This is a genomic window from Arthrobacter sp. SLBN-122, assembly GCF_006715165.1.
Taxonomy (GTDB): domain Bacteria; phylum Actinomycetota; class Actinomycetes; order Actinomycetales; family Micrococcaceae; genus Arthrobacter.
The window spans coordinates 3,086,199-3,112,780 of record NZ_VFMS01000001.1; the positions used below are offsets into that span (position 1 = coordinate 3,086,199).

A 26,582-nucleotide genomic window follows, 5' to 3' on the forward strand; every position below is an offset into this window, starting at 1 on the left:
AGGTTGGTCCCGCTACACTGATGCTGAATTAGCCATCCAGCAGTTCTGGAAGGCAACCACCAGGAACGGAACCCGAGCCGTTTCAAGGCAAAAGGGGTCCAATGTCCGCCGCCAAATCATTCAAGCCGGTCGCGCTCCCTGCATCTGCGGTGGCGGTACTTCTGGCTGTACTGCTGGCCGCGAGCATGCTCGGGTTCGGCCCGTTTTCGAGCAAGAGCGAGCGGAACCAAACCGTTCTTCTGAAGTCCGTCAAGAACGTAAGCCAGTACCACGCTGCGGTCGGTAATTTTGAGCTTTTGTTGGACGAGAAAGAAAGCGCCGGGGGGCTTCCCGATTTCATAGCAGGACGACGGACGCTCTTTGTGGCCGCTGGCACCGTAAATGCCTACGTCGACCTTGCAGGCCTCGCCGAAGATGACCTTACTCTGTCAGCTGACGGCAAATCGGTGACCCTGCGACTGCCCGAGTCGCAGCTCGACAAGCCAAATATCGACCATGACCGGTCCTACGTGTACAGCCAGGATCGGGGCATTGCTGACCGAGTCGTAGATGCGTTCACGGCGCCTCAGCAAACGGAGCTCTATCTCCTCGCCGAATCGGACATGGCTGACGCTGCTGAGAACTCCGAGCTGCGGCAGCGAGCGGGTGAAAATACCAAGAGCATGCTGACTGGTCTGCTCGGGTCGCTCGGATACGAGGTTACCTTTGAGGGCGGCACCTCTAGTTAGGTAATGCTGATCGACCGGTTTGGCTCAAACTTGCTGCTGTATCACCCGGTTAGCTGGCAGCAACGGGGGCGGTGATGGCGCTCACCGTTGACGACTTCGGGCTTATCGGGCAAGGAATCATTGTCAGTGCCATTGGCTAGTGTGAACCCATGACTGTTCTCCGCGCCGCACTCACGGCTTCTCGCTTGTTGAGCGAGGATCCAGCGTGGCGTCTGCTCCGGACAAATAACGCAGCGATTGCAGTAGCTGTGCTGAGCAAGCATCTGGGCGGCGAGCAACGTCGGTTGGCGGCGCCGGCGCTTTTTGAGCACGTTGAGGAGGATCTGGAGGAGCTGCGGGGCAACGGGTTCGATCTGCCACAGACGGCTCAGGCCTATTGCACAGCGTGGCGCAATGACGGCGTCCTGATCCGTCGCACTGCAGAGGGATCCCGCGAGGAGACCTTTGAATTGTCGCTGGGAGCGCTGCAGGCCATTCGCTTTGTCGCGGAGCTGTCCCAGCCGCGGCAGGCCGTCACCGAATCGCGTCTTGCCACAATCCTGGACAGGGTGCGCGTACTGGCCCGCGAAACAGATCCGGACAGTACGTCACGGCTGCGCGCACTGCATGAGGAACGCGCCCGCATCGATGGCCAGATTGAGCGGGTCGCCGGCGGGGACATTGACGTGCTGTCCGCCGAGCAGGCCGCTGAACGGCTGCGCGACGTACTATCGCTCATCGAAGAAATACCCAGTGATTTTGCCCGGGTCCGGTCCGAGCTTGAGCAACTCAACAGGGACCTGCGGGAACGGCTGATCGAACAGGATGGCCCGCGCGGCAGCGTCCTGGATGACATCTTCCGCGGTGTTGATCTCTTGGCCGAGTCCGAGGCTGGACGGAGCTTTTCCGGCTTCTATGCTCTACTGCTCGACCCGGAACAGGGACGTGATTTCGAGGACAGCATCGACACCATCATGGACAGGCAATTCACGTCCCGGCTCTCCGCAACGCAGGTGAGGACTCTGCGCCGGATTCTGCCCACGCTCCAGGACCATAGCTCCGAAATCCATGCCGTCATGACTGCGTTCAGCCGCAGCCTGCGCCGCTTTGTCCAGTCCCAGGAACTCGAACAGGACCGGTTGATCAACCAGCGGCTGCGTTCTGCATTGCGGCAAGCTTTAGAGACCTCGCAGTCGGTGAAACCTTATGCCAAGACAGAATTGTCGCTGGACCTGACCAGTGTTCCGCTCAATTCAGTGGCCGCTCTCAATCTGCATAATCCGGCCGACTTCGAAGCCGCTGGAGAGATCATCGAGCATGACGCCGAGACAGTGGACATTGAGGAACTCCGGGCTCTGGCCCGCGCCTCCGAGATCGACATGATCGAATTGACTGGCAATATAAATGCCGTCCTGAGCCGGCAAAGCTCTGCAACCATTGCCGACGTTTTGGCTGATCGTCCGGCCACCCAAGGTGTGGCAAGCGTCGTCGGACTCCTAGTTCTAGCCGAAGAGCACGCCATCGCGCTGGGCGGCCGTGAAGACGTCACCTGGCGGCCCCCCGGACGCTCCACCGATGGCTCCGGCACCACGCGCCGCGGGACTGTGGGCCGCTATCTCTTCACCGAAAGGATTCACCCGTGAGCGAATCAGGCGTACCCGGACCGGCCGGAGGCGAGGGAACGTTGTCCGATGTCGCGCTGTGGGAGGGCGACACGGGCACCCTGCGGGAGCCCTCCCGCCGGGTCCTCGTCCAGCTTCTACGCGGCCCCTATCTCTCCGCCTCCCGGCACGGCAATCTATGGACGGCTCTCTTGTCCGACGAGGACGCCGTCCGGTCCAGCTTGGCAGACCTGTTCCTGGACCTAGTCATCGATCACGCCGCACAGGTCGCCTTTGTCCGCAACACCTCCGCGGACGTTGACACGCCAAAGGTGATGCGCACTGCCACACTGACGTTCCTGGACACGGCGCTGCTGCTCCACCTGCGGCAGACGCTACTGCAGGAAGGCGGCGGTCGGAAAACCATCGTCGGCGCGGACGAAGTGGCCGATCAGCTGCAGGTTTACCGAGGGAAAGACAACGCCGACATCGCGGGATTCTCCAAACGCATCAACTCGTCCTGGCAAAAGATGGTCAAATACGGGCTGTTGGCTGCAACCAGCACGGAGGGCCGTTTCGAAGTTTCGCCCGTCTTGAGGCTCGTTTTCGGTGCGGAGGAGATTGCAGCCGTGCAGACGGAGTACCGGCGGCTGGCTGCGGAGGTAGAGCCCAGCTCCGCAGAGCTGCTCGACACCATTGAGGAGACAGAATGAGCATGACGATGGCGGCCACGGCACCAAGTACCCGGACCGGTCAGTGGCGGCTGGAACGGGTAGAGCTGCTCAACTGGGGGACGTTTCAAGGCCACCACGGCCTGGACATTGCACGAAAGGGCTTCCTGCTGACTGGACATTCCGGCTCGGGAAAGTCCTCGCTGGTCGACGCCATCTCAGCCGTGCTGACGCCTCGAGGAAAGCTGCATTTCAACGCGGCCGCCCAGGACACCTCCGCCCGGGGGGAAGACCGGACGATTGTGAGCTACATCCGCGGCGCGTGGCGGCGCAGCGCCGATGACGAAACGGGCGAAGTGCGTGCGGAATATCTGCGCACCGGCGCCACGTTTAGCGGCATCCTGCTGCGCTACAACGACAACACAGGGGCTAAGCCGGTGCTGTTGCTCAAGCTGTACCACCTGCGCCGAGGTTGCAACACGCCCGCTGAAGTCAGCGAATTGAGCATCCTCCTGCAGGAGGATGCGACGCTCACCGATTTTATCGACTACCTTCGCAACGGCATCGAGACCCGGCGCATCAAGAGCACCTGGCCGGCCGCATACGTCACCGACAAGCATTCGGCCTTTGCCAGCCGCTTCTGCCGCCTGATGGGCATCTCCGGCGAGAATGCCGTCCTTCTGCTGCACAAGACGCAATCGGCCAAGTCGCTGGGCAGCCTTGATGACCTATTCCGGCAATTCATGCTGGACAGGCCGAAGACGTTCGACATCGCCACTACCGCAGTGGCGCAGTTTGGCGAATTGTCCGAAGCCCACCGGCTGGTGGTGGAGGCGCGCGAGCAGGTGGAACATCTGCGGAGCATGGAGGAACCGGCCCGCGCGTTCGGGCTGAACAGCGCCCGCGCCACCGAGGCCGCTGCACTTTCCGCGGCGCTGCCCAGCTTCAAGGATGAATGGAAGCTCAAGCTAGCGAAGGACGCCAAAGCGGCCGCCGAGTCTGCCGCACTGACCGCCCAGCACGACGTCGATTTAGCCACCGCCACTACGGCGGAATTGGAAGAGGCCCATTCGGCAGCCCGCCGACAAGTGGACGGCCATGGCGGGCAGGCCCTCCGCGACCAACAGATGCAGGTGGACATGGCACAGGAACGCGAACGCGATGTCCTGAGCCGGCGAGCGGAGCTGGCCTCAAGGTTGGAGGCGGTAGGCATCAGTTTCCCTGCCAGCTTCGAAGAGTACGAGGAACTTCGGGCCGCGGCCCGCACCGAACGCAGCGGCCTGGAGGCCGCCCGCGCGGCCAGCAGACAGACCATCAATGAGCTTCATGAGGCCCGCAGCGCCGCCAAAGCGAACGTCCGCGACCTCGAAACGGAGCTCAAATCGCTGCGCGGAAGACGGTCCAATCTCGACGACAAGCTGGTCACAGCGAGGTCCGTTGTAGCCGAGGCGGCGGGCCTTCCGGCGTCGGCGTTTCCGTTCGCCGGTGAACTGTTAGAGGTCCGGAAGGACTTCGCGGACTGGACCGGAGCCATCGAGCGGGTGCTGCGTCCGCTGGCCACCGTCATGCTCGTCCCGGAGAAGCACATCGACCGTGTGCGCGAGGCCGTCGATGGGCTGTTTCTGGGCTCGCGGCTCGTCTTCGAGTCCGTCCCCAGCCGGTCAGAACCGCCGCGGCCCGCACGGACCGAGCGGTCCTTGGTCTCGCGGGTCCAGGTTGCCGATGGTCCGATGGCCGGCTGGCTGCACGCGGTCCTGTCGGGCAACTATGACTATGAATGCGTCGATTCGCCCGCGGAACTAGGCGGTTCGGAGAAAGCCGTCACCCGTGCCGGGCAGGTCAAACGCTCACGCACCCGACACGAAAAAGACGATCGGTCACGGGTGGACGACCGCTCAACGTGGGTGCTCGGATTCGACAACGCCGACAAACTGGAGCTACTGAGTTCACTCGTCCAGGCTGCCCGAGCCACGGCTGACCAACTCGCCGACAAGGTCGACGCCGCTGAGAATCGACGCGAGTCCGAACGCCGGCGCGCCGAGGCACTGGCACTGACTGAAAGCCAAGGCTGGGACCAACTGGATGCTGGCCGGGCCCGCACCCGGGTGGAAAGCCACAAAGAACGGCTGGCGGAGATCCTCGCGGCGAGCGGCGACCTTCGAGCAGCCGAAGCTGTCGCGAAGGAGGCCAGGGCGCGCTGGGCGGCTGCCCAGAAGGCCCAGCAGACCGCCATGGAGTCGCTGGCTGACGTCAGAACTCAACTGACGGGATTGGACCGCATCGTGTTAGGCCTTGAACCGCGTGTTGCGGCGTCGGCCGACGTGCCTGAGGAGTTTGCTGCCAGTCTCCGGGAACGATTCCTGAAGCAGCGCCGCAGCATAATCCACGAGGTGATCGACGACGTCGCACTGACGGTGACCACTGGGTTGAGCGCGGAGGAAAAACAGGCCACGTCCCAGGCCGTGGCCGCCCGGACAGCCTTCGCCTCGCTGGCGGGAGAGTTCCGTCGTCGTTGGTCCGCCAAAGCCGGGGACTTGACCGACCAGGTGGAGGATGGTGGCGGATACCTTGCCCTGTTGGAGCAGCTCGTCGCGGACCGCCTGCCGGACTTTGAGACCCGGTTCTTCGAACTCATGGAACGCCAGTCGCAGCAAAATGTGGCCACGTTGGCCAATGAGATCCGCCGCGCGCCCTTGGAGGTGCGGGACAGGGTGGCCCCCATCAACGGCTCCCTCAAACGGTCTGCCTTCGACGCCGGGCGGTTCCTGAAGATCGTCGTCAAGGAGAACCGGGGCGAGCTGGGCCGGAAGTTTCTCAGCGATCTGCAGGACATCAGTACGGGCTCCTGGGTGGCCCAGAACCGCGACGATGCCGAAGCCAAATTCGAGGTCATGGGCCGCATCATGGAGAAACTCGCCTCCAGCGAACCTGCCGACACCTCCTGGCGGAACCAATGCCTGGACACGCGGCTGCACGTGCGCTTCACCGCCACGGAGGTGGACTCCGCCGGCGGGCAGCTTAATGTGTACGATTCCAGCGCTGGCCTCTCCGGCGGTCAGCGACAAAAGCTTGTCACGTTCTGCCTGGCCGCGGCCCTGCGCTACCAGCTGGCCGGCGATGGCGAGGACGTGCCGCGCTACGGAACCGTCATCATGGACGAGGCGTTCGATAAGGCGGACAGCAACTTCACCCGCATCGCCATGGACGTCTTCACCGAATTCGGGTTCCACATGGTGCTCGCCACCCCGCTGAAACTCCTGCAAACGCTGGAAGACTACATCGGGGGCATGGCCGTGGTCACCTGCCGGGAGTTCCAGGACTCCCGCATCGGGGCCCTGTCCATGGACGACGACGGCAGCCAGGACTCTACGCCACCGGCTGCCGCGGTGCCGGGCCGCGAGCGGTCAGCCGGTGCAGGAGTGTTGGCAACCGGGGACGCTGAAGATCCGGCAGAGACGGGTGCACTGTTTTGAGCCCCACGCCTGTGACTCCTGCCGGGGCGGCCGCGCAGGCGCTCAAGAAATACAACCGCCACGTTGGCTCGTGGTCCGTGGGCGATGGCGCGTCTCTTCCCTTGAGCATCCCCTTGCATCCGCCCACAGAAGCACAAGCATTAGCCTCCCTGCCGGCCGCCGTCGCCTGGGCCAAGTCATGGGAAGGGACAGCAGACGTGTTGTGGACTGAACGCCGCTGGGCCAGCCTGGGCCAGCAGAGGATTCCCGAGCGTGTGCAACTCGATACCCCCGCGGCTGTCGCGGCATTTGCCGGCAAAACCACCCACTGGCAACGCGCATCCTCCAGGGCCCAGACGCTGCTCGACTCGGTGCCTCTTCCTCACCGGGATGGGTTCGCGACCGCGGTGGGCCGCAGCGCCGTCGAACTTGCCGCTTTGGCGCCGGCAGACTTCACCCGGCTTGGCGGGGTGCTGGAATGGATCAGGGATCACCCGGCATCGGGACTGTACATCCGCCAATTGCCCATCCGCGGGGTCGACACCAAATGGGTCCAGAAGTACAGATCCCTCGTCACGCGGCTGCATGAAGCGGCCACCGGTGGGAGTGGGTTGGGTCTGGCAGACAAGCCGGATCTGGTCCGCGTGCGTTTCCTCGACCCCGGTCTGGCCCCGGGTGGGCTGAGGGATCTGGCCGCACCGGTCACGGAGTTGGCCGCCATGGCCCTGACCCCTGATGTTGTCTACGTGTTTGAGAATCTGGAGTCCGTATTGGCCATGCCACCTTTAAGGGGTGCTGTGGTGGTTCATGGCTCGGGCTACGCGGTTGACCGGTTGGCACGTATCCCCTGGATCCGTGATCTTGGCGTGGTCTACTGGGGTGATCTGGACAGCCACGGTTTTGGCATCTTGAACCGGTTACGTGCCCAAGGCATTGCTGTGGGCACTGCGTTAATGGACCTGGACACATTGGAAGCATTCAAAGATCTCTGGGGGCACGAGCCCAAGCCGGCCGTTGGGACGATGCAGCATCTTCTGCCGGAGGAGCTGGCCGTGGTGGAACAGCTGGCGGTACTCGGCAACGTGCGGCTTGAACAGGAACGGATCAACTGGACGACAGCCATGGCAGTGCTTATTTCGACACAGCGCTGACCGGCGCGCTCAGTCTACTTTCCATTTAAAACAGTCGGAGCCGTGTTGGTGCTTGGTCCTGTGGGCCGTGACCCGGATGCCGAATTGGAAAGGCTCCTCGCCCTCGGCGCGCGCCCGGTCGACGTCCGGTAGGCCCGCGACCAGCCTCGGCGTGTCTTCGCCCACCCCGAGGGCAACGGCTCCTGCCTACTGCGCAAGCGCCTTGACCCCCGATGAGGGGCGGGAATCAGAGCCTGGCCATCATGCTCGCATGGTAGGCGAGGTACCGCGCATCCCCTTGTCCCACCAGCCGTCTCAGCGCTTCCACCGCTTCAGCATCCCAACGCCCATGTCCGTAGTTAGCCACTGCATCAGCAAGCTGACGTCCGCGCTGGCCCGCACGGCCGAGCCCACGGCCATATCCAGCTGGTCCCGGAGCAGCTGCACCGCCAGGACACCGGACCTGCTGAGCAGGGGAGCGGTGTACGCCTCCAGCGCTTCCGCTACAAGACCCTCGCGCAGCAGCCGCAGCAGCCGCAGCACCCGCCCCGAGTCCGAGCACCCGGTCAAACCAGGAGCCAATCGGTACGGGTTCGACTCCACCGCGTCGCTGAGCAGCGACCGGACCCGGAACATCTCCGTCCGGATGGCCTGCGGCGTACCCCCGTCGCCGTGCAGCTCGTACGCCAGTTCCTCGGCACTCCACCCTTGCGAGCGGGAATCCAGCAGCGCCAGGATCTCCGCCCGGCGCAGCGTCAGCGGCAACCTGCTTCCGTAGGCAAGCACGGCGGCGGGTTTGTCCCCGAGCAGCTCCAGCAATGAAACTGCAGCCGAAGGCCCGCGGACACCCCCGCCGCGACGCCCGCACGGAAGAAGACGAACCCAAGGCGGCTCCGCCGTCGGACGTTCCCAGTAGCGACTCCGCCACCCTGACTGCGCACCGCACCATCCGCAGCGTGTCCGCGCTGATGGTGTCCAGCGGCCCGGAAACGTCCAGCACGCCCGGCAGCCGGCCGGTGGCCGGGTCCGCGACGGGCGCCGCGGTGCACGCCCAGTCGTGGTGGGTGCGGACCAGGTGCTCGGCGGAGAACAGCTGCACCGCCCCGCCAGTGACCAGGGCCTCGCTGATGGCGTTGGTACCGATCCCCGCCTCGGACCAGTCGGCCCCCCGGAGAACTCCAGCCGGTCCGCCCGCCGCAGCGCCTCCCGGCTGCCCACCCGCCACAGGATCTCGCCGCCGGCGTCGGTGAGCACCAGCAGGTGCCGGCCGTAACGGAATCGTCGGCCAGCAGGTCCTGCAGCGCCGGCATCACCCGCTGCAGCCGGTGCTCCCGTCGCAGCTGCAACACCTCGGACGGATCGTGCAGGTGCCGCGGGCTGTGCTGGTCCGGGCTGATGCCCCCAGCGCCATGGACCGGCGCCACGACTCCGCCAGCGGCGTGGGGATCTCCGGGCCCGGAACACCGGAGATGACCAGTTCGTGCGCCCGGCGGCCGGATCGCGCTGGAGGACCTGGTGGAGCAGGGCTTCAACACCCTCATCAACCACAAAGACACGGCGGTGAAGGTGCTGGTGCACCCGTAGCGCCCGGCATGACGACGGCGGGACGCAGGTGCCGCCGTCGTGCCGCCTACCCTGCCTGCTGTCCTATGCCCGGGTAGCCGGAAACATAACAAGGGACATTTCCCCCTACCTAGCCGGGGCCTCGTCTGCGGAAGATTACCCCAATGAAAATACTCGTGCTCGCCAGTCTCGCCGCACTTCACAACAGGTAGTACCGGTCCAAAAGACAGGTACGGGCCAACGGTGACCATAGTTTTACCTGGTTTGTAGACTCCGCTCACGCGTATTTTCGGCCAGCCTTCAGAGGGTGGCTTCCGAAGTCCGCACGCTCCACAACAGGATTCGCTCTTCAAGCAGGGGGAAACGTGATGCAGCTACTCAGTACAGGGTCCCGGCGCTACCCAGGTCCACGGTCGTCAGCTGCCCGCCTTCGCGGCCGACGCGCGGGCATCCTCGGTACCATCCTGGCGGCCCTCGTGCTGGTCGGCCCTGTCCCCGCAAACGCTGCAGCCGCCGTGACCTCCATTATCCCGGTCGGTCCAAGCCCCAGGGAGGTGGCGTTCACCCCGGACGGATCGAAAGCCTACGTCACCAACTGGGAAGCCAGCACGGTGTCGGTCATCGATGTCGGCTCGGGCTCGGTGACTTCCACGATCCCGGTCGGGGTGTCTCCCCTCGATGTGGCGGTATCCCCGGACGGGTCGATTGCCTATGTCACCAGTGGCGATTCCGACAAGGTGTCCGTTATCGATGTCGGCTCGGGCACTGTGACTTCCACGATCGCGACCGGAGCCGCTCCGTTCGCCGTTGCCTTCGCCCCGACCGGGTCGATCGCCTACGTCACCAGCGGCGACAGCCGTTCCGGCACGGTGTCGGTCATTGAGGTCGCCTCGAGCACGATGACCTCCACGATCCCGGTCGGGCCGCTGCCGAACGCCGTTGCGTTTGCCCCGGACGGGTCGACGGCTTACGTAACCAACGGGCAGGATTCCGACATGGTGTCGGTCATCGATGTAGCCGCGGGTGCCATGACCTCCACGATTCCGGTCGGGTCATCTCCCACGGCCGTTGCGTTCACACCCGACGGATCGGCAGCCTACACCGCCAATAACGAGGGGGACTCTGTGTCCGTCATCGATGTTGAGTCGGGGACGGTGAGCGCCACCATCCCCGTCGGGTGGGCCCCGGACAGCGTCGCCGTCGCCCCGGACGGGTCCGCAGCCTATGTCACCAACTCCGCTGCAGACACGGTGTCGGTCATCGATGTCGCGTCGGGCGCGGTGACCTCCACGGTCCAGGTCGGGTCGCATCCGGAAGGTATTGGGGTCTCCCCGGACGGGTCCGCTGTCTACGTCGTCAACACCTTTTCCAACACGGTATCGGTCATCACCGTGCACGCAGCACCGCTGGTGTTCACCGCGGCCACACCGCCCACAAAGGCGAACACTCGTGCAGCCTACAACTACTCCTTCGCCTCCACAGGTGCCCCGGCCCCGACCTTCCATGTTTCCTCCGGTGCACTGCCTGCAGGCCTTAGCCTGGATAAGGCCACAGGAGTCCTGTCCGGAACCCCCACCAAGGCCGGCAAGTTTACGTTCAAGGTGACCGCCACCAACGGACTCAGCCCCGACGCGGTCACGGACCGCATCACCATCACCGTGACCAAGGCGAAGGTCCGCTGATGGAACGCGTGCTGGAGCGCCGTTGTAGGGTCATGGCGTGATCGTCCCCGATATCTCCCAGGACGCCGTGGCGGTGGCGGATCACTACGACGAGCTCGATCCCATCTACCGCCGGGTGTGGGGCGAGCATGTCCATCACGGGCTGTGGGAGACGGGCCGCGAGACACCCGGCGAGGCCGTCGAGGAGCTGGTGGACACGGTCGGCGACCGGCTGGGCCTTCTGCCAGGCCAGGCGTGCGTTGACATCGGCTGCGGATACGGCTCCACCGCAAGACGGCTCGCGGTGACGCGCGGGGTCCATGTCACCGGCTTCACGCTGTCCGCCGAGCAGGCCCGCCACGCCGCGGTGCATTCCATGCCGAGCGTGGACATCTATGTCCGCGACTGGCTCGGCAACGGGCTGCCCGATGCATCAGCCGATGCCGCCTGGTCGATTGAGTCGAGCGAACACATGGTGGATAAGCCGAGGTTCTTCGCCGAGGCGCACCGCGTGCTGGCGCCTGGCGGCCGCTTCGTCATCTGCGCGTGGCTCGCCGAGACCGATGCCAGCGGCTGGAAGGTCCGCCACCTGCTCGAGCCGATCTGCCGCGAAGGGCGCCTGCCCTCGCTGGGGATGCGCGAGGAGTACGAGGCGATGGCAACTGCGGCGGGCTTTGCGGTCACCGGCTATGAAGATGTCAGCCGCCGGGTCGCCCGCACGTGGCCGATCTGCGCCGTCCGGTTGGTGAAGGCCATGCTCGTCGATCCGGAGATCCGCCGCCTCGCCCTTGGCACACGCAATCGCGGTGCCATTCTGAGTATTCCCCGCCTGATCCTGGCCTACCGCACCGGTGCTATGCGCTATGGGATATTCAGGCTGTCGAAGGCTGGGGAGAACGGCCGGTAATCCGGCACATCTAGGCAGCAGGGCCGGGACTAGGGGCGAACCGGGGTGGCCGCGTCATTTCCCAGCACGGTTGTCCATGGGCTGGCGGTCCAGGATGTCACGACGCCATTGATGACGTAGGGGTCTGCGGCTGCAAAAGCTTTGGCGGCTTCGACTGGGTTGTCGCCGGTGAAAATCAGCAACCCTTTGTAGGGTCCTTCGCCGACAGCCCCGCCCAGGAGAAGCTCGCCGCGTTCGACTGCCTCCCGCCCCGCCCGGAGATGGTCGGCGCGGTACTTCTCGCGGGTTTCAAGGTAGTTGTCCTCGTAGGTGTATTCGAGCACGGCGTGCATGGGTATTCGTCCTTTTCTTAAGGGGTTTCCCTTGTTGGTAGCAGTAGCGTACCCATGTCAGGCGCCCGGGGAGAGCGTGTGGAGTCCTGCTTGGGTTGCTGCCCCCACAAGCTCTTTGTCGAAGGCGACCAAGGTCTGCGTTTCAAGTCGGATCGCAGCGGCGAGGTGGATCGCGTCGGCGCTGCGCAACTTACCGGGGAGGGCGGCCGCGTACAAGAGGTCTGAACGCGTCAGGTCCACGAGGTTGATTGCGTCGAGCACAGCATTGACCAGTTCCGGCGGGAGGCCGCGGCGGTTCGCGGCGCAGTGCAGTTCCGTGTGAAGGAGCATCGAGGCCACGAGCCTGTCGCCCCGTTGTCCTGCCGCTGTGAGGAATTCCGCGGTGGAACTGGATTCCGGTTCCTCAACCACCAGCTTCAGGGCGGCCGACGTGTCGACGTAGATGATCACCGGTCGCCGCGAAGGTCGTCAATCATTTCGGCCGTGCCGACATCTGAGGCCACGCGCTGGAGCAGGCGGAAGTCGACGGGGCCTCCAGCGGCCTGCCGCACGCTGCCGGACAAAAGCAGGCGCTCGAAAGGTGACGCTGCAGGCGGGATCAACGTAGCCGCAATCTCACCGTTGTTCGTCACGTCGATGGTTTCGCCGTTCTTCACCCGCTCCAGGATTTTACTGCTTTGGTTTCGCAGCTCGCGGTGGGGGATTGTTGTCATCGGGTGCCTCCGTAGCAATCGTAGCATTGGCTTCGAAGCAAGAGCCTCAACTGCTGACCGCAGCCACCTCAACCTGAACCCCCACGTCCCGGAACTTCTGCACCTGGGCGGGGTCGGCGCCGTCGTCCGTCACCAAAGTCCAAGGGAGAGCCAAACGCGCCCAGGCGTGGAACGGCCGCAGCCCGAGCTTGGAGGAGTCCGCCAAAACGTAAACGGAACGGCCGCGCCGGGCCATGAGTTCCTTCAGCCGGGTCTGGGCGTGGTCGGCTTCGCAGATGCCGTCCTCGGCGGTGACGGCGTCGGCGCCCAGGAACACCCGGTCGAAGCTCATGCGCTCCAGCGCCGCCTCGGCCAGGGGCCCCACAAAGCTCTGCGAGAGGCTGCGCAGCCGGCCGCCCAGGCAGTCCACCTCGATGCCCTCGGACTCGGCCAGCTCCTGCATGGTGTTGATGCCCGGCGTGGTCACGGACAACTTCTCGAATCCGCGCAGCTCGTGGGCCAGGGCACCAACGGTGGAGCCGGCGTCGAGCAGGATGTTCTCCCCGGGCCGGATCACGGACGCCGCCCAGCGGGCAATGGCATGCTTCTGCTCAAACGCCTCGCCGGTGCGCTGCCGCAGCGATGCCTCCGGGTGCGCGCCCAGGGCCATCGCCCCGCCATACGTGCGGGCCAGCCGGCCCTGCCCGTTCAGCAGCGCCAAGTCGCGGCGGATGGTGGACGCGGTCACCTCGAACCGGGCGGAGAGTTCCTCCACGGAGGCCAGGCCGGTGGTCACGGCGAGGTGGTAGATCTCCTCGCGCCGCGCGTTTGCGCTCAGCATTCCCGGTCTCCTTCCCGTGGGCATGGCGGTGGCAGTGGTAACCATGCTAGTTCCGGCCCCGGCAAGTCCCCGCAGCCAAAGGTCAGCAAAACGGCCGGTCAGCAATCCTACGCTGACCGGCCGTCCAATAGGCTGACGCTACAGAGCTTCGTCGCGGGCCGGCGCCAGGTCCACTGCCTGCCGCAGCGCCTCCAGCAGCGACTCGTGGTCCGCGATGTTCTTGCCGGCGATGTCGAACGCCGTGCCGTGGTCAACGGACGTGCGCACCACGGGCAGGCCCACGGTGATGTTCACGCCGTTCTCCAGGCCCAGGACCTTCACCGGGCCGTGGCCCTGGTCGTGGTACTGGGCCACCACCAGGTCGAAGTCGCCGCGGCCGGCCAGGAAGAACAAGGTGTCCGCCGGGAGCGGGCCGAAGGCGTCGATGCCGTCCGCCTGGGCCTTCTCGATGCCCGGCTGGATCTTCTCCGCCTCCTCGCCGTAGCCGAACAGGCCGTTCTCGCCCGCGTGCGGGTTGATGGCGCACACGGCGATCCGGGGGTTCTCGATACCGGAGGCGCACAGCAGTTCATAGCCGCGCTTGATGGTCCGGTACACCAGGTCCCCGTTGATCTTGGCGATCGCATCGATCAGGCCGATGTGGGTGGTGACGTGGATGACGCGCATCTTGGGCGCGGTGAGCATCATGGACACTTCCTCGGTGCCGGTCAGCTCGGCCAGGAGTTCTGTGTGGCCCGGGAACTTGTGGCCGGCCGCGTGCAGCGCTGCCTTGTTCAGCGGCCCGGTGCAGATGGCGTCCACCTGGCGGTCCATGGCCAGCTGGACGGCCTTCTCGATGAAGAGGTAGGAGCCGTGGCCAGCGGCGGCCGAGAGCTCGCCCCAGGCGAGGTCCTCCGGGATGCAGTCGATGTCCAGCACGTCGATGGTGCCCTCGTCGAACAGCGCCTCGGAGGGCTCGGAGACCGGGCGGAGGGTCAGCGGGCTGGCGACGACGTCCGCGGCGAGCTGCAGCCGGCGGAGATCGCCGATGACCAGCATGCGCGCCTTCGACCGGAGCTCCGCGTCAGCAAGGGCCTTGACGATGATTTCCGGGCCAATGCCGGCCGCATCGCCCATGGTGATGGCAACAATCGGGCGTCCCATTATTTGATACTCATTTCAGTCGTGGTTCCAGTAAGAAATCGTGTAGTCCGGGCCAGCGTTCCGGCGTCCCCGAACGCGCCGGCCTTGGTGACCAGCAGGGGGAGGGGCTCGGGCAGCAGGCTCATCACGACGCCGGGTTCAATCTCCCCGAGGACCGTGAAGCTGCCGGCGCCGAGGGCTTTCAGGACGGCAGTTGCCGTTTCCCCGCCGGTGAGGACCAGGGCGTCGCAGTGCCCGATGCCCGCAGCGGTGGCTCGGGCCAAAGCCTCTGCCACAACGAGTGCCTGGGACTTGTCCACGGCGCCCATGGGGTCCGGCGTCAGCACGACGTCCGTCCGCGCCATCGCCTGGGCAACCAGGTCCGGAACGGCCGTGCCGTCGAGGGTGGCGTGGTCCAGGGTGATGTGTTCGGCGCCGGCCGCCACCAGCGCATCGGTCTGCTGCCGCGCTAGGCCGGAGTAGCTGCCGATCACGGTCAGGGTCCGGCTGACGCGCCGTATCTGCGCATTTCGCGCAGCTGCAGCTTCTTGGCGGGGTGCGATGTGCCCTGCCAGGCCGCCGGAGCCGACCAGGAGCGCCGGAAAGTCCAGTAGCTCCGCAGCGGCGGCGATGGTTTGCAGGTTGTCATCGGAAGCGGCGTCCAGTACGACGGCGTCAATCCCGCGGTCCTGCACGTCCCGCAGGTGCCGCGCGAGTTCCTCAGGCTTGCGTCCGCTTGTTCCTGCGACTTCGGCGGTGAGGCCGCCGGCGGCAAGCGCCGCCGCGACGTCGCCGGCGTAGTTTCCTGCCGTGTGGGGGACACCGTTGACGTGGACGATGCCGCCGAGGGTGGTCCGTCCCGTGCCCGGGAACGCCGGAGCCACCACCGCCATGCCCTTGCCGCGGCCCTGCGCCAGTCGGGCCAGTGTTGCCGCGACTTCCACGCCCACGTTGCCGCGCAGCAGTGAATCAATCTTCTTGAAGATCCGCCGGTGCTGACGCAGAGACTGTTCTACCGCCGTCGTCACCGCCTTGGCTGCTTCCGCCGGCGCCAGGTAGCGGCTCTCGGTGTTGATCGAAAGGATCTGGGCGTCGGGCCACTTGCTGTCGACGTCGAGAACGACGGAACTGCTGTGCGTGGGCCCGTAGGCTGCGGCCGCATCCGCCGCTCCCGTCAGATCGTCGGCGATGATTGCCCAGCGCGTGGCTGCGGTGGTGTTCATACTGCTCGGGACACCTCGGGAGTTTGCACGGTCTGCTTGGCTTTCAGGCGCTTAGCGTACCAAGCGACCATGAGGGGGCAGCCGATGGCGGTGACCACCACGGAGGCGGCCACCAGCACGGTGGCGGGACCGGCCGCGGGAGCATATGTCGGGTTGGCTGCGGCCACCAGCATGGGAACGGTGGCTGCGTTGCCGGCGGTGGTGGCTGCGGCAAGGCCGGCAATGCCGGAGCCTCCGGTCAGCTTGTCTGCGAAGAAGAGCACGGCGCCGCCGGCGATCAGCACGAACAGGCCGAGCGCCACTCCGAGCAGGCCTGCGTTGACTACCTGTCCCAGGTTCAGGCCGAAGCCAAGGGCGAGGGCGAAGAACGGGATCAGGACGGGGGCCGCGGAGGAGAGGAACTTGCGCATGGCGGGGTCCAGGGCGCCGAGGATGGCGCCGAGGAGCAGGGGGATGATGGCACCCACCAGTGCCTGCCACGGGAAGGCGGAGAGGCCGGCGACGCCGAGGGTCACCATGGTCAGGAAGGGGCCGGATTCCAGCGTCATGACGGAGTACGCCGCCACGTCCTTGGGCTTGCCGTACTGGCCCATGAGGGCCATGTACATGCCGCCGTTGGTGTCATTCAGCGCCGCCAGGATAGCCAGGACGGAAAGTCCCGAGAGGATCCCGCCGTCGATGGGAAGTTCACCCAGGAACCTGCCGGCGACGACGCCGATGATGATGGCGAACAGGACCTTGCTGCCGAAGAGGACGCCGCCCTTTTTCAGGATGTACGGGGTGGCCTTGATATCAATGCTCGCGCCCATGCAGACGTAGAAGACCGCGAGGATGGTGGTGCCGCCGGTGAAGAGCGCGCCGGTGAAGGAACCGAAGAATTTGGCGGAATCCGGTGCGAAGGTGCCGAGGATGGCGCCGATGAGCAGGGGGATCAGCATCATGCCGCCGGGAACTTTTTCCATGGTGGCCTTGATGGGGACAGACATGTTGCAACCTCATTGTTGTTGGGGGAGAGGGGCCGAGCACTTGGCTCGAAGCATGATGTAGATCATATGACGTGTTGCGCGTTAAGCGCAAGTAGTTGTGCGTGAAACGCGCAGGGTCGCTTCCGGTGGGGTGGGTCAGCAGGAGGACTGGCACGGTGGCAGCCGGCGGCAGAAGAAGTGACCGTCTGTAAGGATGGACCCATGAACCAGGGCAGCATCCGCCAACACCAGGAATCCGTCACGGTCGAAGCATCAGCCGAGACACTTTACGACTTGGTCTCCGACATCACCCGGACCGGTGAATGGAGCCCGGTGTGTACTTCGTGCTGGTGGGACGACGAGGACACCCCCGGCCACGTCGGCGCCTGGTTCACCGGGCGCAACGAGCTCCCGCACCGGACCTGGGAAACCCGCTCCCAGGTGGTGGCTGCCGAGCGCGGCCGCGAGTTCGCCTGGGTGGTGGGCGGCAAATTTGTCCGCTGGGGCTTCACCCTCACCCCGTCAGACTCAGGCACCACCCTCACCGAGTCCTGGGAATTCCTGCCGGACGGGATAGCGATGTTCGGGGAGAAGTACGGTGCTGAGGCTGACGCGCAGATCGCCGAACGCACCCGGCAGGCGCTGGACGGCATCCCGAAAACGCTCGCCGCGATCAAGCGGATCGCTGAGGGACAAGGGCAGACCCGCAAAGGGTGATGCCGCAGGCGGGATGCGTGCCCGCCACCATGACTGTCGGCCCCACCCCCAAACCCCCCTCCTTCTGGATTCACAGCGCCCCGCCCTTGACAGCCGGTCCGGCCCGTTAGGAGGATCAAGGTGCCGGCGTGCGTGACTGTTCCACGTACGCCGACCTGCGGTTCTGCTGCTGAAAGGGGATATGGGATGCGGTCAGCACTCCCTGGTGAAAAACCCTTCCGGCGCGTGGCCGCAGTTTCCGTAGCCCTGCTGGTGCTCCTTGCCACGGCCTGCACGCCGAAGCCGCCCGAGCCCCCTCCCGCTCCCGATGTCCATATCGCCGCAGTGGGCGACATGAACCCGGCCGACAACGCTGACCCCGAAACCCCGTCCGGCAGGAACGCCACGTTGATCGCCAAACTCGTGGAGAAGAACGAGATTGACGCCTTCCTGGGGCTGGGGGACTTCCAGTACGAGACCGGCTACTGCGACAACTACGTGAACACGTGGGCGAAGTTGTGGGGCGGCACCATGCCCAAGCTGTACTGGGTGTCCGCCCCAAACCATGACTGGGAGCCTGGCCGCAACGAAGACCTGGCGAAGTTCATGAACGGCCAATGCAAAGGCTCCACGGAGAAAGCTGCCATCAACCAGGAGCGCGGGTTCATCCCGAATGGGGAACCGTACTCCAAGGACTTCGGAAACTGGCACTTCGCGTTCCTATCGTCCGCGCTCTGGCGGTACGACGAAAAAGAGGCTTCGGATGCCACCAAGTGGCTGGACAAGGACCTCGCCGCCGCCCAAAAGGCGGGCAAGCACCTGGCGGTGGTCTACCACGAGCCGTATTTCACCTCCGATACGGAGGAGCATGGGCGGGCTGATTACCAGAAACCGTGGATCGACGTGATGTGGAAGTACCGGGTCCGGCTGACCCTGTCCGGGTCGCAGCACAACTACGAACGGTCCTGCCCCGTGAACAACGCGGACAAATGCGTCGATGACGGGATGACGGCGTTCCAGGTTTCCACTGGAGGCATCGATACGCGCCCCTTCACCAGCAAGCCGCGGTACATCGCCAAGCGGTTCAGCGACACCCGCGGGTTCCTCCGGCTGACGCTGCACGGCGACGGGTCCTTCGACTGGAACTTCGTTCCCACTACGGGGTCCAGCACGGACTCGGGCAAACGCTCCGCACCCTAGAGTCGCGGCCGGAGCTCTCGCCGTCCCTGCCCACAAATGACAACGACGACGGCGAACCGGGCTTGGGAGCGCCCCCGCAGCAGCATCGTGGTCCGCTACGTCGTCCGGACAAGAGCGGCGATCCAGGTGGCGGCGAGCCAGTCCGAGAACCTCTCGTCGTTCCATCCGCGTTGCCCCACGAGCTGGGCCCACAGGGTGCCGTCCATGGTCGCGTACACCACGTCCCTGCATTCCTCTTCGCTGACGCCGAGCTGTCCGGTCGCGGCCGCGGCGTGGGCGTAGCGGGTGGCCACGTCCAGCCGCCGGTCAGTCCACTCGGCCAGCATGGCGGCGGCGTCGGGCTCGCTCGCAGCAGCTCCGGCAAGGGCGTCGAGGAGCGGAAAGATGCGGCGGTTGCTCGCCGTCACGAACACAGCATGCCGGCGGATCCTGTTCGGCAGGTCCGGCTCGGCCAGGATTGACTGCATCTCCTCACGGTCATACAGGGTCACGTCCGCTTCGTCCCCGCGGAAATCGACGTACCAAACGTGCCTCAGCAGCGATGCTTTGGTACCGAACGCGGCGTACACGGTCTCGACAGAGACTCCCGCGCGCTCGGCCACCTGCTTGATTGTGGTCTGGCCGTACCCCTGGGCAATGAAGAGTTCGTTCGCCGCCGCGATGATGCTCCGCCGTGTTTCGGCAGCCTGCTCCTGGCGGCGACGGGAATCGTACTGCCTCTTGATCTTCCGTTCCATTGAATGCATTATAACTGTATTAAAAACAGTCTGGCTGTAATGGAGTTGGCCATGTCAACCGAAACGGATGCATTCCTTGCCGAAATGATTCCCAAGCAGCGAGCGGCGGACGGTGCGATCCACGAGGGCGACGCCGCTCCGCGCCTCGCCCTGTGGTCGCGGAACGATCCTGTAACGCTCTTCGGCGCGCAGCTCAGCGGCTCCGGCTGGGACGAGTTGGAGCCGGTGTTCCACAACGTGGCCTCCTGGTTCACCCATGCCGACTCCTTCGACCTTGAAATCATCGCTGCCGGAGCAAGCGGCGACCTCGCCTACACCGTGGGCTACGAGCACACCTCCACAACCGTGGAGGGGACGCCACGGCAGTACACCTTGCGGGTGACCCACATTTACCGCCGCGAAGACGGCGAATGGCGGATTGTGCACCGGCACGCGGACTACCCGCCAGGGGAGGCCCCTGTCCCCTTCCCTGACGCCGCGACGGGTGTGAGCGGTTGAGCGCGGACGGACATGCAAGAGGAGACGGCAGCCTTCCTGGCCGAGATCCTGCCAAAGCAGCTTCTTTGAAGGCGTCGGTTCAACGGAACGCACGACGCCGGCACTCGCCTTAGCGGGTTCGCCCGGCCTGACGCCCGGGTCCTCCGGATACCTGCCGTTGGCCCCTATGCAGGTGTTACTGGTGGGGCGCAGGATAACGGAATGAAAAGAACAGTTCTGGCAGGTCTCGCAACGGTCGTGATGGTGCTCGGCGCCGCCACGGCCGTTGTGCCCGGCAACGCTGCCGCATCATCCTCGCCCGCATCTTCGTTTCCCGTACCCGGACAGATCATGGTCAAGTTCCATGACAACGCCGCGGCCCGCGGTGTCCTCGGCCGGCATGGCCTCAACGACGGCCCGGCCATCGGCAGCACGGGCGCGCACCTGATTACAGTGCCGGCCGGCAAGGAGCTCCAACTCATTGGGGCGTTGAGCCGCAATCCGGCGGTGGAGTACGCCGAACCGGATGAACTCGTCACGGCTGCCTCAAATGACGAGTACTTCCGCCGCCAATACGCCCTGCAAAACGTGGGCCAGGAGTTTACGAACACGGCCGGCAACAAAACCGTGGCGGCGGGCACTGATAACGCTGACGTGGACGCCGTCGAAGCCTGGACCGTGACCACCGGCGGCGGGACACGGGTTGCCATCATCGATTCCGGTGTCGCCATCAACCACCCGGACATCTCGTCGAAGGTTGTTGAACGGGCCAACTTCAGCGGCAAAGACATCGTTGTGGATGAGGACTACGACAGGTACGGCCACGGCACCCACGTGGCCGGCATCGTTGCCGCCGCCCGGGACAACACCATTGGCGTTGCAGGTGTGTGCCCGGACTGCATCATCCTGGACGCAAAGGTGCTCAACGACAGTGGGTCCGGCTCCAGTTCAGGCATTGCCAACGGCATCAACTGGGCCGTTAAGAGGGGGGCGAAGGTGATCAACATGAGCCTCGGGCTGCGCGTTTCCTCACGGACCCTCGAAACTGCCGTCAACGACGCCTGGAATGCGGGAGTGGTGATTGTTGCCGCTGCCGGCAACGCGGGCACCCAGGCCCAGGTCTATCCGGGCGCGTACCCCAACGTCATTGCGGTCGCCGCCACGGACAACAATGATGTGAAGGCATCGTTCTCCACCTACGGAAAATGGGTGGATGTTGCCGCGCCCGGCGTGGGCGTTTACTCGACCTTCCCCACCTACCCGTTCACCCTGGGAGGCCAGAACGGCCGGTCCACGGGCTATGACATAGAGACCGGGACGTCCATGGCATCACCTATAGTCGCGGCAACTGCCGCATTGGTATGGAACACAGCGGCCGGGACGTCCAACATCGAAGTTCGCAAAAAGATCGAATCTACGGCCAACCCGATCAAGGGCACGGGCACCTACTGGAAGTACGGCCGGGTGGACGCCTGCAGGGCGGTGGGCTGCACAAAGTAACCTTCCGGAGCGCCTGAAAATCAGTGGCAAGGACCGCAAGTACCTGCCGGTGTACGGGTACCAGGCAGTGACGCTGCTGACCAACAGCGGCAAGTTGCAGCTCGCAGCAAACCCGGAATCACTGGACAAACTCGCGGAAGCTGTGGCGTCTGGCCCTGCACAGCCAGCATCATGAAGGAGCGTTAAACCTACGTGGCATCTTGCCGGAGACCCGCAGCAAGGTGTTCAGTTCGATCATGCAGCGACCCGCCACGGGGCCCGAAGGCGCCGAGCCTCCGGCATCCAAAGAGGCAGCAGACGAAGGCTAAACAGGATCACCTACTGGTCGTTGCCGTTCGTGTTCATTTTTGGAGTGGAGTGACTGGTGGGGCCACACCGGGCGTAGGACTTCCGCCAGGTTCCTACCGGCTGCGTGGCGCCAGCGCACAGTTCCCACATGGCGGCGGTGGGAATGGTTACCTCGCTGCCAGGTTCTACCCAGTCGTTCGGGCCCGACTTCTCGTAGATGTAGCTCAGGTTGTAGGCGGCGGAGACGAGGGGCGCGGGCAGGTGGCCAAGAAGATCAGATGCAGGAGTAGTCGTAGTCGAAGGTGCCCGAGACATACTGCGTGAGGGTAACTTTCCCTCCACCGGTCAGCGGAGCTTCCGAACACATCCGCTTCGCGGCAGTCAGGGACCTGCCTCCGGCCAGCCAGCTATTCACTGTATAGAGCGGGCTCGAGGCAGGGACCGTGCCTGCGATCTGCGACCATTGGCTCGCCGTGGAGTACAGCCCGGTTGTCGCGCCGATGGACGTGAAGTACGCCATCATCCCTTCCAGGTCGGCGCGGTTGGCCGTCTTGTCTGCTGACCAGCTGTTCCCGGTTTCGACATCGAGCCACCAGGTGTAGGTGCCGGGATTGCTGACGCCCCGAATGTTGGCATCGTCGTGCGCTTTGGCGTAGCCATACATGTATGAGCACGCGGGCCCGAAGTCTCCGCTGCTGCACTTGCCGTACGGGTTCGTCACAGTCTTACCGCCATAGGTGTTGCTGGTTGGCCACCAGGAGCCTGCGGATCCTGGATTGGCGGTGTTCACGTACAGAGCCACCTTGGGCTGTCCCGTCCCGCCTGTGGACGAAGCAGCCCAGGACAGCTCCCAATCCAGACAGGGATTGGTGGTGTTCGCCAGCCCTTTGTTAACGCCCACGATCCCGAAGGCTTGACCGTTCGGCAGCGATTTGTTGCACTGCGGCCAGGAAACGTCATTGCCTGTTCCGCCGGTGGCGGCGACAGCTTCCGCCGGGACAGTGCACAGCATCAGGAACATGGCTAGGACCCCTGCCAGGGGAAGGCGGGACCGGAATGACCACGTGCTGCGGAAGGTGTCCACGGTGAAGCTCCTTGGGACGAGCAGATTTAGGGTTCAGCATGACCGCCGCCCTCCCGAGAGGTCAAGAGCTTCCGGGCATCGGCACATCTTGACATGGCGTCCTTGTCGAGCCGCTGCTGGGTTCCCGACGTCAGTTGCCGCGACTCCGCTACTGTTCCACGGCGGCGGCCACCCGCGTGGCGTTCGACGGGCGTGTTCGTGCGGTCGGACATTTCCACGGCCGTCCACACGCAGCCTTCGCCTAGGACTGCAGGGATTGCATGACCGACAGGTGCCCTGCGCGGGCCGAGACCAGGCACTTGGCCAGGTAGAACGGCCGGTTCGAGTGCCGGACGAACTGCGTCAGCACCAGGACCGGGTCCGACGGGCGCAGGTCCAGCAGTTTCGCGCGGCTGGGGCCCACCTGGCTGAGGCTGATCTGGCACTCGCCCGGACCGGCCAGCCGGCCCAGCTGGTTGTTGAGCGTGGCAAGCAAGGTGGCGCCGCCGTCGTCCTTAATCTCAAGGGGTGCGGCGGCGCCCTTGCCGATGCTGACTGGCTGGGCGGTGACGTTTTCCTGCAGGTGGGCAATGGCCTCGCCGTCGCGGATGAGGACGGATTCCCACAGCCAGCAGTCCGTGCCGGGCTCGATGCCGATGCCCGGTGCGATGAACTCGGAGGCGGCCTGCCGCACCACCTGGGTGCGCTTGACCTACAGCGTCTGTGCTATGGCCGGCGCAGGCTGGCCGTCATCGCAGCCAAGTCCGCCATGGCATGGACGGCGTCCGGATTTGAAAGCCCGTTGTCATGGCAGAGGGAACGCCAGGTCCAGAACGACACCGCGTGCGCCACGACGGCGCGCAGGCGTGCGTTGCCTGGGTCCGGGAAGGCCTCAAGGAGCTGGTCGCGGAAGAACGTGTCACGCTTTTGGAGGTCCGTGCGGTGCCTTTCCGGAAGGGCAGCCCAATCCGCGTAGATGCGCCTGAGCATTGGCTCGCCGTCACGATAGAACCGGTACAGGTCCGCCAGTCCGGCGTGCAGCCGTTCCAGGGGATCAACCACTTCGGACCACGCCGCAGGGTCCGGCAGCTGCTGTTGGGAGAGCCAATGCGAGGAGCAGGCGGAGAACAGCGCCTCGTCGTCGGCGAAATGGCGGTAGACCGTCAGACGCGTGACCCCGGCCTGTTCGGCGACGCCTGAAATGGTGGTCCGGGCGGGACCGACTGATCCATGCAGGGCTACTGCCGCGTCCACGATCCGCTGACGCGTTGTGTCCACCTGCTCGGCACGCTTGTTCATCTGGTACTTGCGGGCTTTGGTTGAACGCCCATGTTCACTCAACTATTGACACTGATCCTCGGTGGGCCGGATAATTCGATATACATTATTGTATATCGAATTGATAGGGTGAATCCCATGGGCATTGAGGAGGCTCCACGGCTTACGGTCGTGCAGCCTGGGGAAGGACGCAACGGCAGTCTCGGAAGCATCGGGGTTGTCTTCAAACTGTTCGGCGAACACACGAATGAGCAGATCTCCATCGTGGAACATCCGTTTCCCGTGGGAGCCCTGGTTCCGCCACACATGCACAGCCGTGAGGATGAGTATTCGATCATCCTGGAAGGCGAGATCGGCTTCCGTTCCGGTGAACGTGAGGCAGTACTGGGCGCCGGAGGCTACATCACCAAGCCCCGCGGCGAACTGCACACCATGTGGAACGCCGGCAAAGTGCCGGCACGCATGATTGAAATAATCAGCCCGGCAGGATTCGAGCATTTCTTTTGGGGGCTGGCCGACCAGCTTGAAGCCGGGGGACCGCAGGATCCTGAGGCCATCGGCAAACTGGCAGCCGAGTATGGCCTCCAGTTCGGCGAGGCGCCCTGGCTGCCGGGCATCATCGCCCGGTACGGTCTGACGCCACCAATGGGCTGACGGGAAGCGTCATGGGCCTCCAGGCTCCACCTCGGCGAAGCCGGCTGCCGTTTGCCGAAGCCGCCCGGAGGCCGGGGGCGCCGCTGGCTGGCATGGCCGCCGTCGTACTTCTGCTGCATCTCGTGGGCTGGGGCGTGCTGGTACTGGGTGTCGTGCCGCAGAACCTTACGCTGGGCTCAAGTGGAGTCTTCGGGCTGGGGATCGGGCTAGGCGCCTATCTGTTGGGCATGCGACACGCTTTCGACGTGGACCATATTGCCGCCATCGACTGCACCACCCGGAAGCTCATGGGTGAGGGCCTTCGGCCAGTCTCCGTCGGCTTCTGGTTCTCGCTGGGCCACTCCAGCATCGTTTTTGGCCTGTGCCTGCTGCTGGCGGCGGGAGCCCGCCTCCTGGGAGGCCAGTTGGGCAACGACGCCTCCAGTTGGCGCGATCTTCTGGGAACACTAGGCGCTACTGTCTCGGGATTGTTCCTGTATCTCCTGGCGTTCCTCAATCTTGCCCTGCTGACGCGCGCCGGTTCAGGCCTTCGCCGCCTTGGGGGAGGCGAGCCTGAAGCAGGGGTGCCCGCCGTGGCCTCCAGCCTCCTGGTCCGCTTGCTGCAGCCGGTCATGCGGAGCATCAGCCAGCCCTGGCAGACGTACGTGGTGGGGCTGCTATTCGGCCTGGGATTTGATACAGCAGCTGAGGTGGCGCTGCTTGTTGTGGCGGGCGGAGCCGCCGCGGTGGAGCTTCCCTGGTACGCCGTCCTCACGTTGCCCGTCCTCTTCGCCGCGGGCATGAGCCTGCTGGACGGCCTGGACGGATGGTTCATGAATGCAGCCTTCGGCTGGGCCTTTTCGCATCCGCGCCGGAGACTGCTGTACAACCTCGTCCTGACCGGGTTCTCAGCCGCAGTGGCTCTGGGCGTCGGCACCGTGGAACTGCTGTCCGTCGTCCGACCGGATAGGTAGCGCGTCTGGTTCCTACAGCGTCTGGGGAATCGGCCGTCCCGGGAAGAGCGTTGCGTACTGTTTCCGGTACATGCGCCGCCCCACCAGGCGGTAGGCGAGCCGGACCGGGGGAGGGATCTCATTGAACAGCTCCTTGCGGTCCGCCGGCGGGTTCGTGGCCAGCACCATGCCGAGGTAGCCCACCAGGAATTTCCTGTCGAGCTCCTGGATCCCGTGCTGGCCGGTTTCCTTCATCTCCTTCTCGGACATGACCCGGTCCGCGACGGGCATCATCTCGGTGACCTCCCGGCGCAGATGCGTGTTGAGGACCCGGGCCAGGTCCTCGTAGCGGGCAGCAAGATCGGCCGCCGACTCTTCGTCCGCCGTCCGCATCCAGCGCAGCCGGACCGGTTCGATTGCCCCAAGCCTGAGGGTGACCTGCCGGTGCTGTTCGAGCATCTGCCCTATGTGCAGGGCGCATGCCGGTGCCCGCTCCTTCAGCTGCGGGTACATCAGCAGGTCCTCGCCGTCGTGGTGGATGTGCAGCACCTTGTCGAAGTTCCCCAGCACTTCCCCCACGTAGGCTGCGCGTGAGGCGTCACCTGCCGCGGCGGAGCGCACCAGCCCCGGCGCTTCCCCGTAAGCCCAGAGGAAGAAGCGGTGGATGCGCCGCATGCCAGCGGTTCCGCCGCACAGGATGGGCCCTGCCGGCAGGGGAGGGGCAGTCTCACCGGGCTGCATGGTGAAGAAGTCGGTCATGTCCTGGCCCCTGTCGTCGAGCAGTGAGACGAAGGACCTCTCCCCGGCAGCATCGTAGCCCCGGGCCCGGAGGCGCACAATGGCCGGGAGAAAGGTCGACGGCGGGACCCGCCGTCGACCTTCATCCCGGA

General features: G+C 65.0%; 27 protein-coding genes and 1 pseudogene. 14 read left to right on the forward strand and 14 right to left on the reverse strand.

The window, feature by feature from the left end:
* The first annotated feature begins 101 nt into the window (after positions 1-101).
* From FBY36_RS14275 to FBY36_RS14295, 5 genes are all read left to right on the forward strand, one after another.
* Positions 102-728: a DUF4230 domain-containing protein gene (locus tag FBY36_RS14275; protein ID WP_142120391.1), complete on the forward strand. Its 627-nt coding sequence runs from the start codon at positions 102-104 to the stop codon at positions 726-728.
* Between the two features lie 149 nt (positions 729-877).
* Positions 878-2,350, forward strand: a complete 1,473-nt coding sequence (locus FBY36_RS14280; RefSeq protein ID WP_142120393.1) for a DUF3375 domain-containing protein — start codon at positions 878-880, stop codon at positions 2,348-2,350.
* Complete coding sequence (locus FBY36_RS14285; RefSeq protein ID WP_142120396.1) at positions 2,347-3,021, forward strand: DUF4194 domain-containing protein; 675 nt, start codon at positions 2,347-2,349, stop codon at positions 3,019-3,021. The genes FBY36_RS14280 and FBY36_RS14285 overlap by 4 nt, the downstream gene beginning before the upstream one ends.
* On the forward strand, positions 3,018-6,452 hold the full coding sequence (locus FBY36_RS14290; protein ID WP_142120398.1) for an ATP-binding protein: 3,435 nt from the start codon (positions 3,018-3,020) through the stop codon (positions 6,450-6,452). The genes FBY36_RS14285 and FBY36_RS14290 overlap by 4 nt, the downstream gene beginning before the upstream one ends.
* Entirely contained in the window at positions 6,449-7,582 is a 1,134-nt protein-coding gene (locus FBY36_RS14295) for a DUF3322 domain-containing protein (RefSeq protein ID WP_142120400.1), read from the forward strand. The genes FBY36_RS14290 and FBY36_RS14295 overlap by 4 nt, the downstream gene beginning before the upstream one ends.
* Positions 7,583-7,876: 294 nt before the next feature.
* Here FBY36_RS14295 and FBY36_RS20870 read toward each other — a convergent pair whose 3' ends face one another.
* Positions 7,877-8,380, reverse strand: a complete 504-nt coding sequence (locus FBY36_RS20870) for a hypothetical protein (protein WP_235008845.1) — start codon at positions 8,378-8,380, stop codon at positions 7,877-7,879.
* Between FBY36_RS20870 and FBY36_RS20875 the strand changes: the two genes are divergently transcribed.
* The 3 genes from FBY36_RS20875 (at position 8,380) to FBY36_RS14310 (ending at position 11,692) form a co-directional block, all read left to right on the forward strand.
* Entirely contained in the window at positions 8,380-8,811 is a 432-nt protein-coding gene (locus FBY36_RS20875) for a hypothetical protein (protein WP_235008846.1), read from the forward strand. The two genes, FBY36_RS20870 and FBY36_RS20875, sit on opposite strands and share 1 nt — an antisense overlap.
* Before the next feature lie 681 nt (positions 8,812-9,492).
* The gene (locus tag FBY36_RS14305) at positions 9,493-10,806 is read left to right on the forward strand and encodes a beta-propeller fold lactonase family protein (protein WP_142122650.1); all 1,314 of its coding nucleotides are present in this window, start codon (positions 9,493-9,495) and stop codon (positions 10,804-10,806) included.
* A gap of 37 nt (positions 10,807-10,843) precedes the next feature.
* Entirely contained in the window at positions 10,844-11,692 is an 849-nt protein-coding gene (locus tag FBY36_RS14310; protein ID WP_142120401.1) for a class I SAM-dependent methyltransferase, read from the forward strand.
* Positions 11,693-11,721: 29 nt separating this feature from the next.
* On the opposite strand, the gene FBY36_RS14315 is transcribed toward FBY36_RS14310, so the two are convergent.
* The 7 genes from FBY36_RS14315 to FBY36_RS14345 form a co-directional block, all read right to left on the reverse strand.
* Positions 11,722-12,024: a YciI-like protein gene (locus tag FBY36_RS14315; protein WP_142120403.1), complete on the reverse strand. Its 303-nt coding sequence runs from the start codon at positions 12,022-12,024 to the stop codon at positions 11,722-11,724.
* Between the two features lie 57 nt (positions 12,025-12,081).
* On the reverse strand, positions 12,082-12,474 hold the full coding sequence (locus FBY36_RS14320; RefSeq protein ID WP_142120405.1) for a type II toxin-antitoxin system VapC family toxin: 393 nt from the start codon (positions 12,472-12,474) through the stop codon (positions 12,082-12,084).
* Positions 12,471-12,737, reverse strand: coding sequence for a type II toxin-antitoxin system Phd/YefM family antitoxin (locus FBY36_RS14325; RefSeq protein ID WP_142120407.1), 267 nt, complete (start codon positions 12,735-12,737; stop codon positions 12,471-12,473). Before FBY36_RS14325 ends, FBY36_RS14320 begins: the two co-directional genes overlap by 4 nt.
* 46 nt (positions 12,738-12,783) lie before the next feature.
* Positions 12,784-13,557, reverse strand: coding sequence for a DeoR/GlpR family DNA-binding transcription regulator (locus tag FBY36_RS14330; protein ID WP_142120409.1), 774 nt, complete (start codon positions 13,555-13,557; stop codon positions 12,784-12,786).
* A gap of 138 nt (positions 13,558-13,695) precedes the next feature.
* Positions 13,696-14,700 (reverse strand): 4-hydroxythreonine-4-phosphate dehydrogenase PdxA, encoded by a 1,005-nt coding sequence (gene pdxA / locus FBY36_RS14335; RefSeq protein WP_142120411.1) that lies wholly within the window; start codon positions 14,698-14,700, stop codon positions 13,696-13,698.
* Positions 14,700-15,902, reverse strand: a complete 1,203-nt coding sequence (locus FBY36_RS14340) for a four-carbon acid sugar kinase family protein (protein WP_142120413.1) — start codon at positions 15,900-15,902, stop codon at positions 14,700-14,702. The genes pdxA and FBY36_RS14340 overlap by 1 nt, the downstream gene beginning before the upstream one ends.
* On the reverse strand, positions 15,899-16,888 hold the full coding sequence (locus FBY36_RS14345) for a 2-keto-3-deoxygluconate permease (RefSeq protein WP_142120415.1): 990 nt from the start codon (positions 16,886-16,888) through the stop codon (positions 15,899-15,901). The genes FBY36_RS14340 and FBY36_RS14345 overlap by 4 nt, the downstream gene beginning before the upstream one ends.
* A gap of 201 nt (positions 16,889-17,089) precedes the next feature.
* Between FBY36_RS14345 and FBY36_RS14350 the strand changes: the two genes are divergently transcribed.
* Both FBY36_RS14350 and FBY36_RS14355 read left to right on the forward strand, forming a co-directional pair.
* The gene (locus tag FBY36_RS14350) at positions 17,090-17,584 is read left to right on the forward strand and encodes an SRPBCC family protein (RefSeq protein WP_142120417.1); all 495 of its coding nucleotides are present in this window, start codon (positions 17,090-17,092) and stop codon (positions 17,582-17,584) included.
* A 225-nt stretch (positions 17,585-17,809) separates the two neighbouring features.
* On the forward strand, positions 17,810-18,763 hold the full coding sequence (locus tag FBY36_RS14355; RefSeq protein WP_235008847.1) for a hypothetical protein: 954 nt from the start codon (positions 17,810-17,812) through the stop codon (positions 18,761-18,763).
* Between the two features lie 95 nt (positions 18,764-18,858).
* Here the strand turns inward: FBY36_RS14355 and FBY36_RS14360 are convergent, their stop codons facing one another.
* The gene (locus FBY36_RS14360; protein ID WP_142120421.1) at positions 18,859-19,500 is read right to left on the reverse strand and encodes a helix-turn-helix domain-containing protein; all 642 of its coding nucleotides are present in this window, start codon (positions 19,498-19,500) and stop codon (positions 18,859-18,861) included.
* Positions 19,501-19,551: 51 nt separating this feature from the next.
* On the opposite strand from FBY36_RS14360, the gene FBY36_RS14365 reads away from it, so the two are divergent.
* Together FBY36_RS14365 and FBY36_RS14370 are read left to right on the forward strand one after the other, a co-directional pair.
* The gene (locus FBY36_RS14365; protein WP_142120423.1) at positions 19,552-19,998 is read left to right on the forward strand and encodes a nuclear transport factor 2 family protein; all 447 of its coding nucleotides are present in this window, start codon (positions 19,552-19,554) and stop codon (positions 19,996-19,998) included.
* Between the two features lie 201 nt (positions 19,999-20,199).
* Positions 20,200-21,477, forward strand: coding sequence for a S8 family serine peptidase (locus tag FBY36_RS14370; protein ID WP_142120425.1), 1,278 nt, complete (start codon positions 20,200-20,202; stop codon positions 21,475-21,477).
* Positions 21,478-21,795: 318 nt separating this feature from the next.
* Here the strand turns inward: FBY36_RS14370 and FBY36_RS14375 are convergent, their stop codons facing one another.
* The 4 genes and pseudogenes from FBY36_RS14375 to FBY36_RS14390 all read right to left on the reverse strand — a co-directional run bounded on the left by FBY36_RS14375 (position 21,796) and on the right by FBY36_RS14390 (position 24,169).
* Entirely contained in the window at positions 21,796-22,080 is a 285-nt protein-coding gene (locus FBY36_RS14375) for a hypothetical protein (RefSeq protein ID WP_142120427.1), read from the reverse strand.
* The gene (locus FBY36_RS14380) at positions 22,040-22,786 is read right to left on the reverse strand and encodes a hypothetical protein (protein ID WP_235008848.1); all 747 of its coding nucleotides are present in this window, start codon (positions 22,784-22,786) and stop codon (positions 22,040-22,042) included. Before FBY36_RS14380 ends, FBY36_RS14375 begins: the two co-directional genes overlap by 41 nt.
* A gap of 304 nt (positions 22,787-23,090) precedes the next feature.
* Positions 23,091-23,540, reverse strand: a pseudogene (locus FBY36_RS14385) (UTRA domain-containing protein); the annotation flags it as partial.
* A 14-nt stretch (positions 23,541-23,554) separates the two neighbouring features.
* Positions 23,555-24,169: a TetR/AcrR family transcriptional regulator gene (locus tag FBY36_RS14390; RefSeq protein ID WP_142120431.1), complete on the reverse strand. Its 615-nt coding sequence runs from the start codon at positions 24,167-24,169 to the stop codon at positions 23,555-23,557.
* A 75-nt stretch (positions 24,170-24,244) separates the two neighbouring features.
* Between FBY36_RS14390 and FBY36_RS14395 the strand changes: the two genes are divergently transcribed.
* Together FBY36_RS14395 and FBY36_RS14400 are read left to right on the forward strand one after the other, a co-directional pair.
* Positions 24,245-24,760 carry a cupin domain-containing protein gene (locus FBY36_RS14395; protein WP_142120433.1) on the forward strand — a complete coding sequence of 172 codons (516 nt, stop codon included), beginning with the start codon at positions 24,245-24,247 and terminating at the stop codon, positions 24,758-24,760.
* Between the two features lie 11 nt (positions 24,761-24,771).
* Positions 24,772-25,713: a HoxN/HupN/NixA family nickel/cobalt transporter gene (locus tag FBY36_RS14400; protein WP_142120435.1), complete on the forward strand. Its 942-nt coding sequence runs from the start codon at positions 24,772-24,774 to the stop codon at positions 25,711-25,713.
* Between the two features lie 12 nt (positions 25,714-25,725).
* Here the strand turns inward: FBY36_RS14400 and FBY36_RS14405 are convergent, their stop codons facing one another.
* Positions 25,726-26,451, reverse strand: a complete 726-nt coding sequence (locus tag FBY36_RS14405) for a hemerythrin domain-containing protein (protein ID WP_142120437.1) — start codon at positions 26,449-26,451, stop codon at positions 25,726-25,728.
* Positions 26,452-26,582 lie beyond the last annotated feature (131 nt).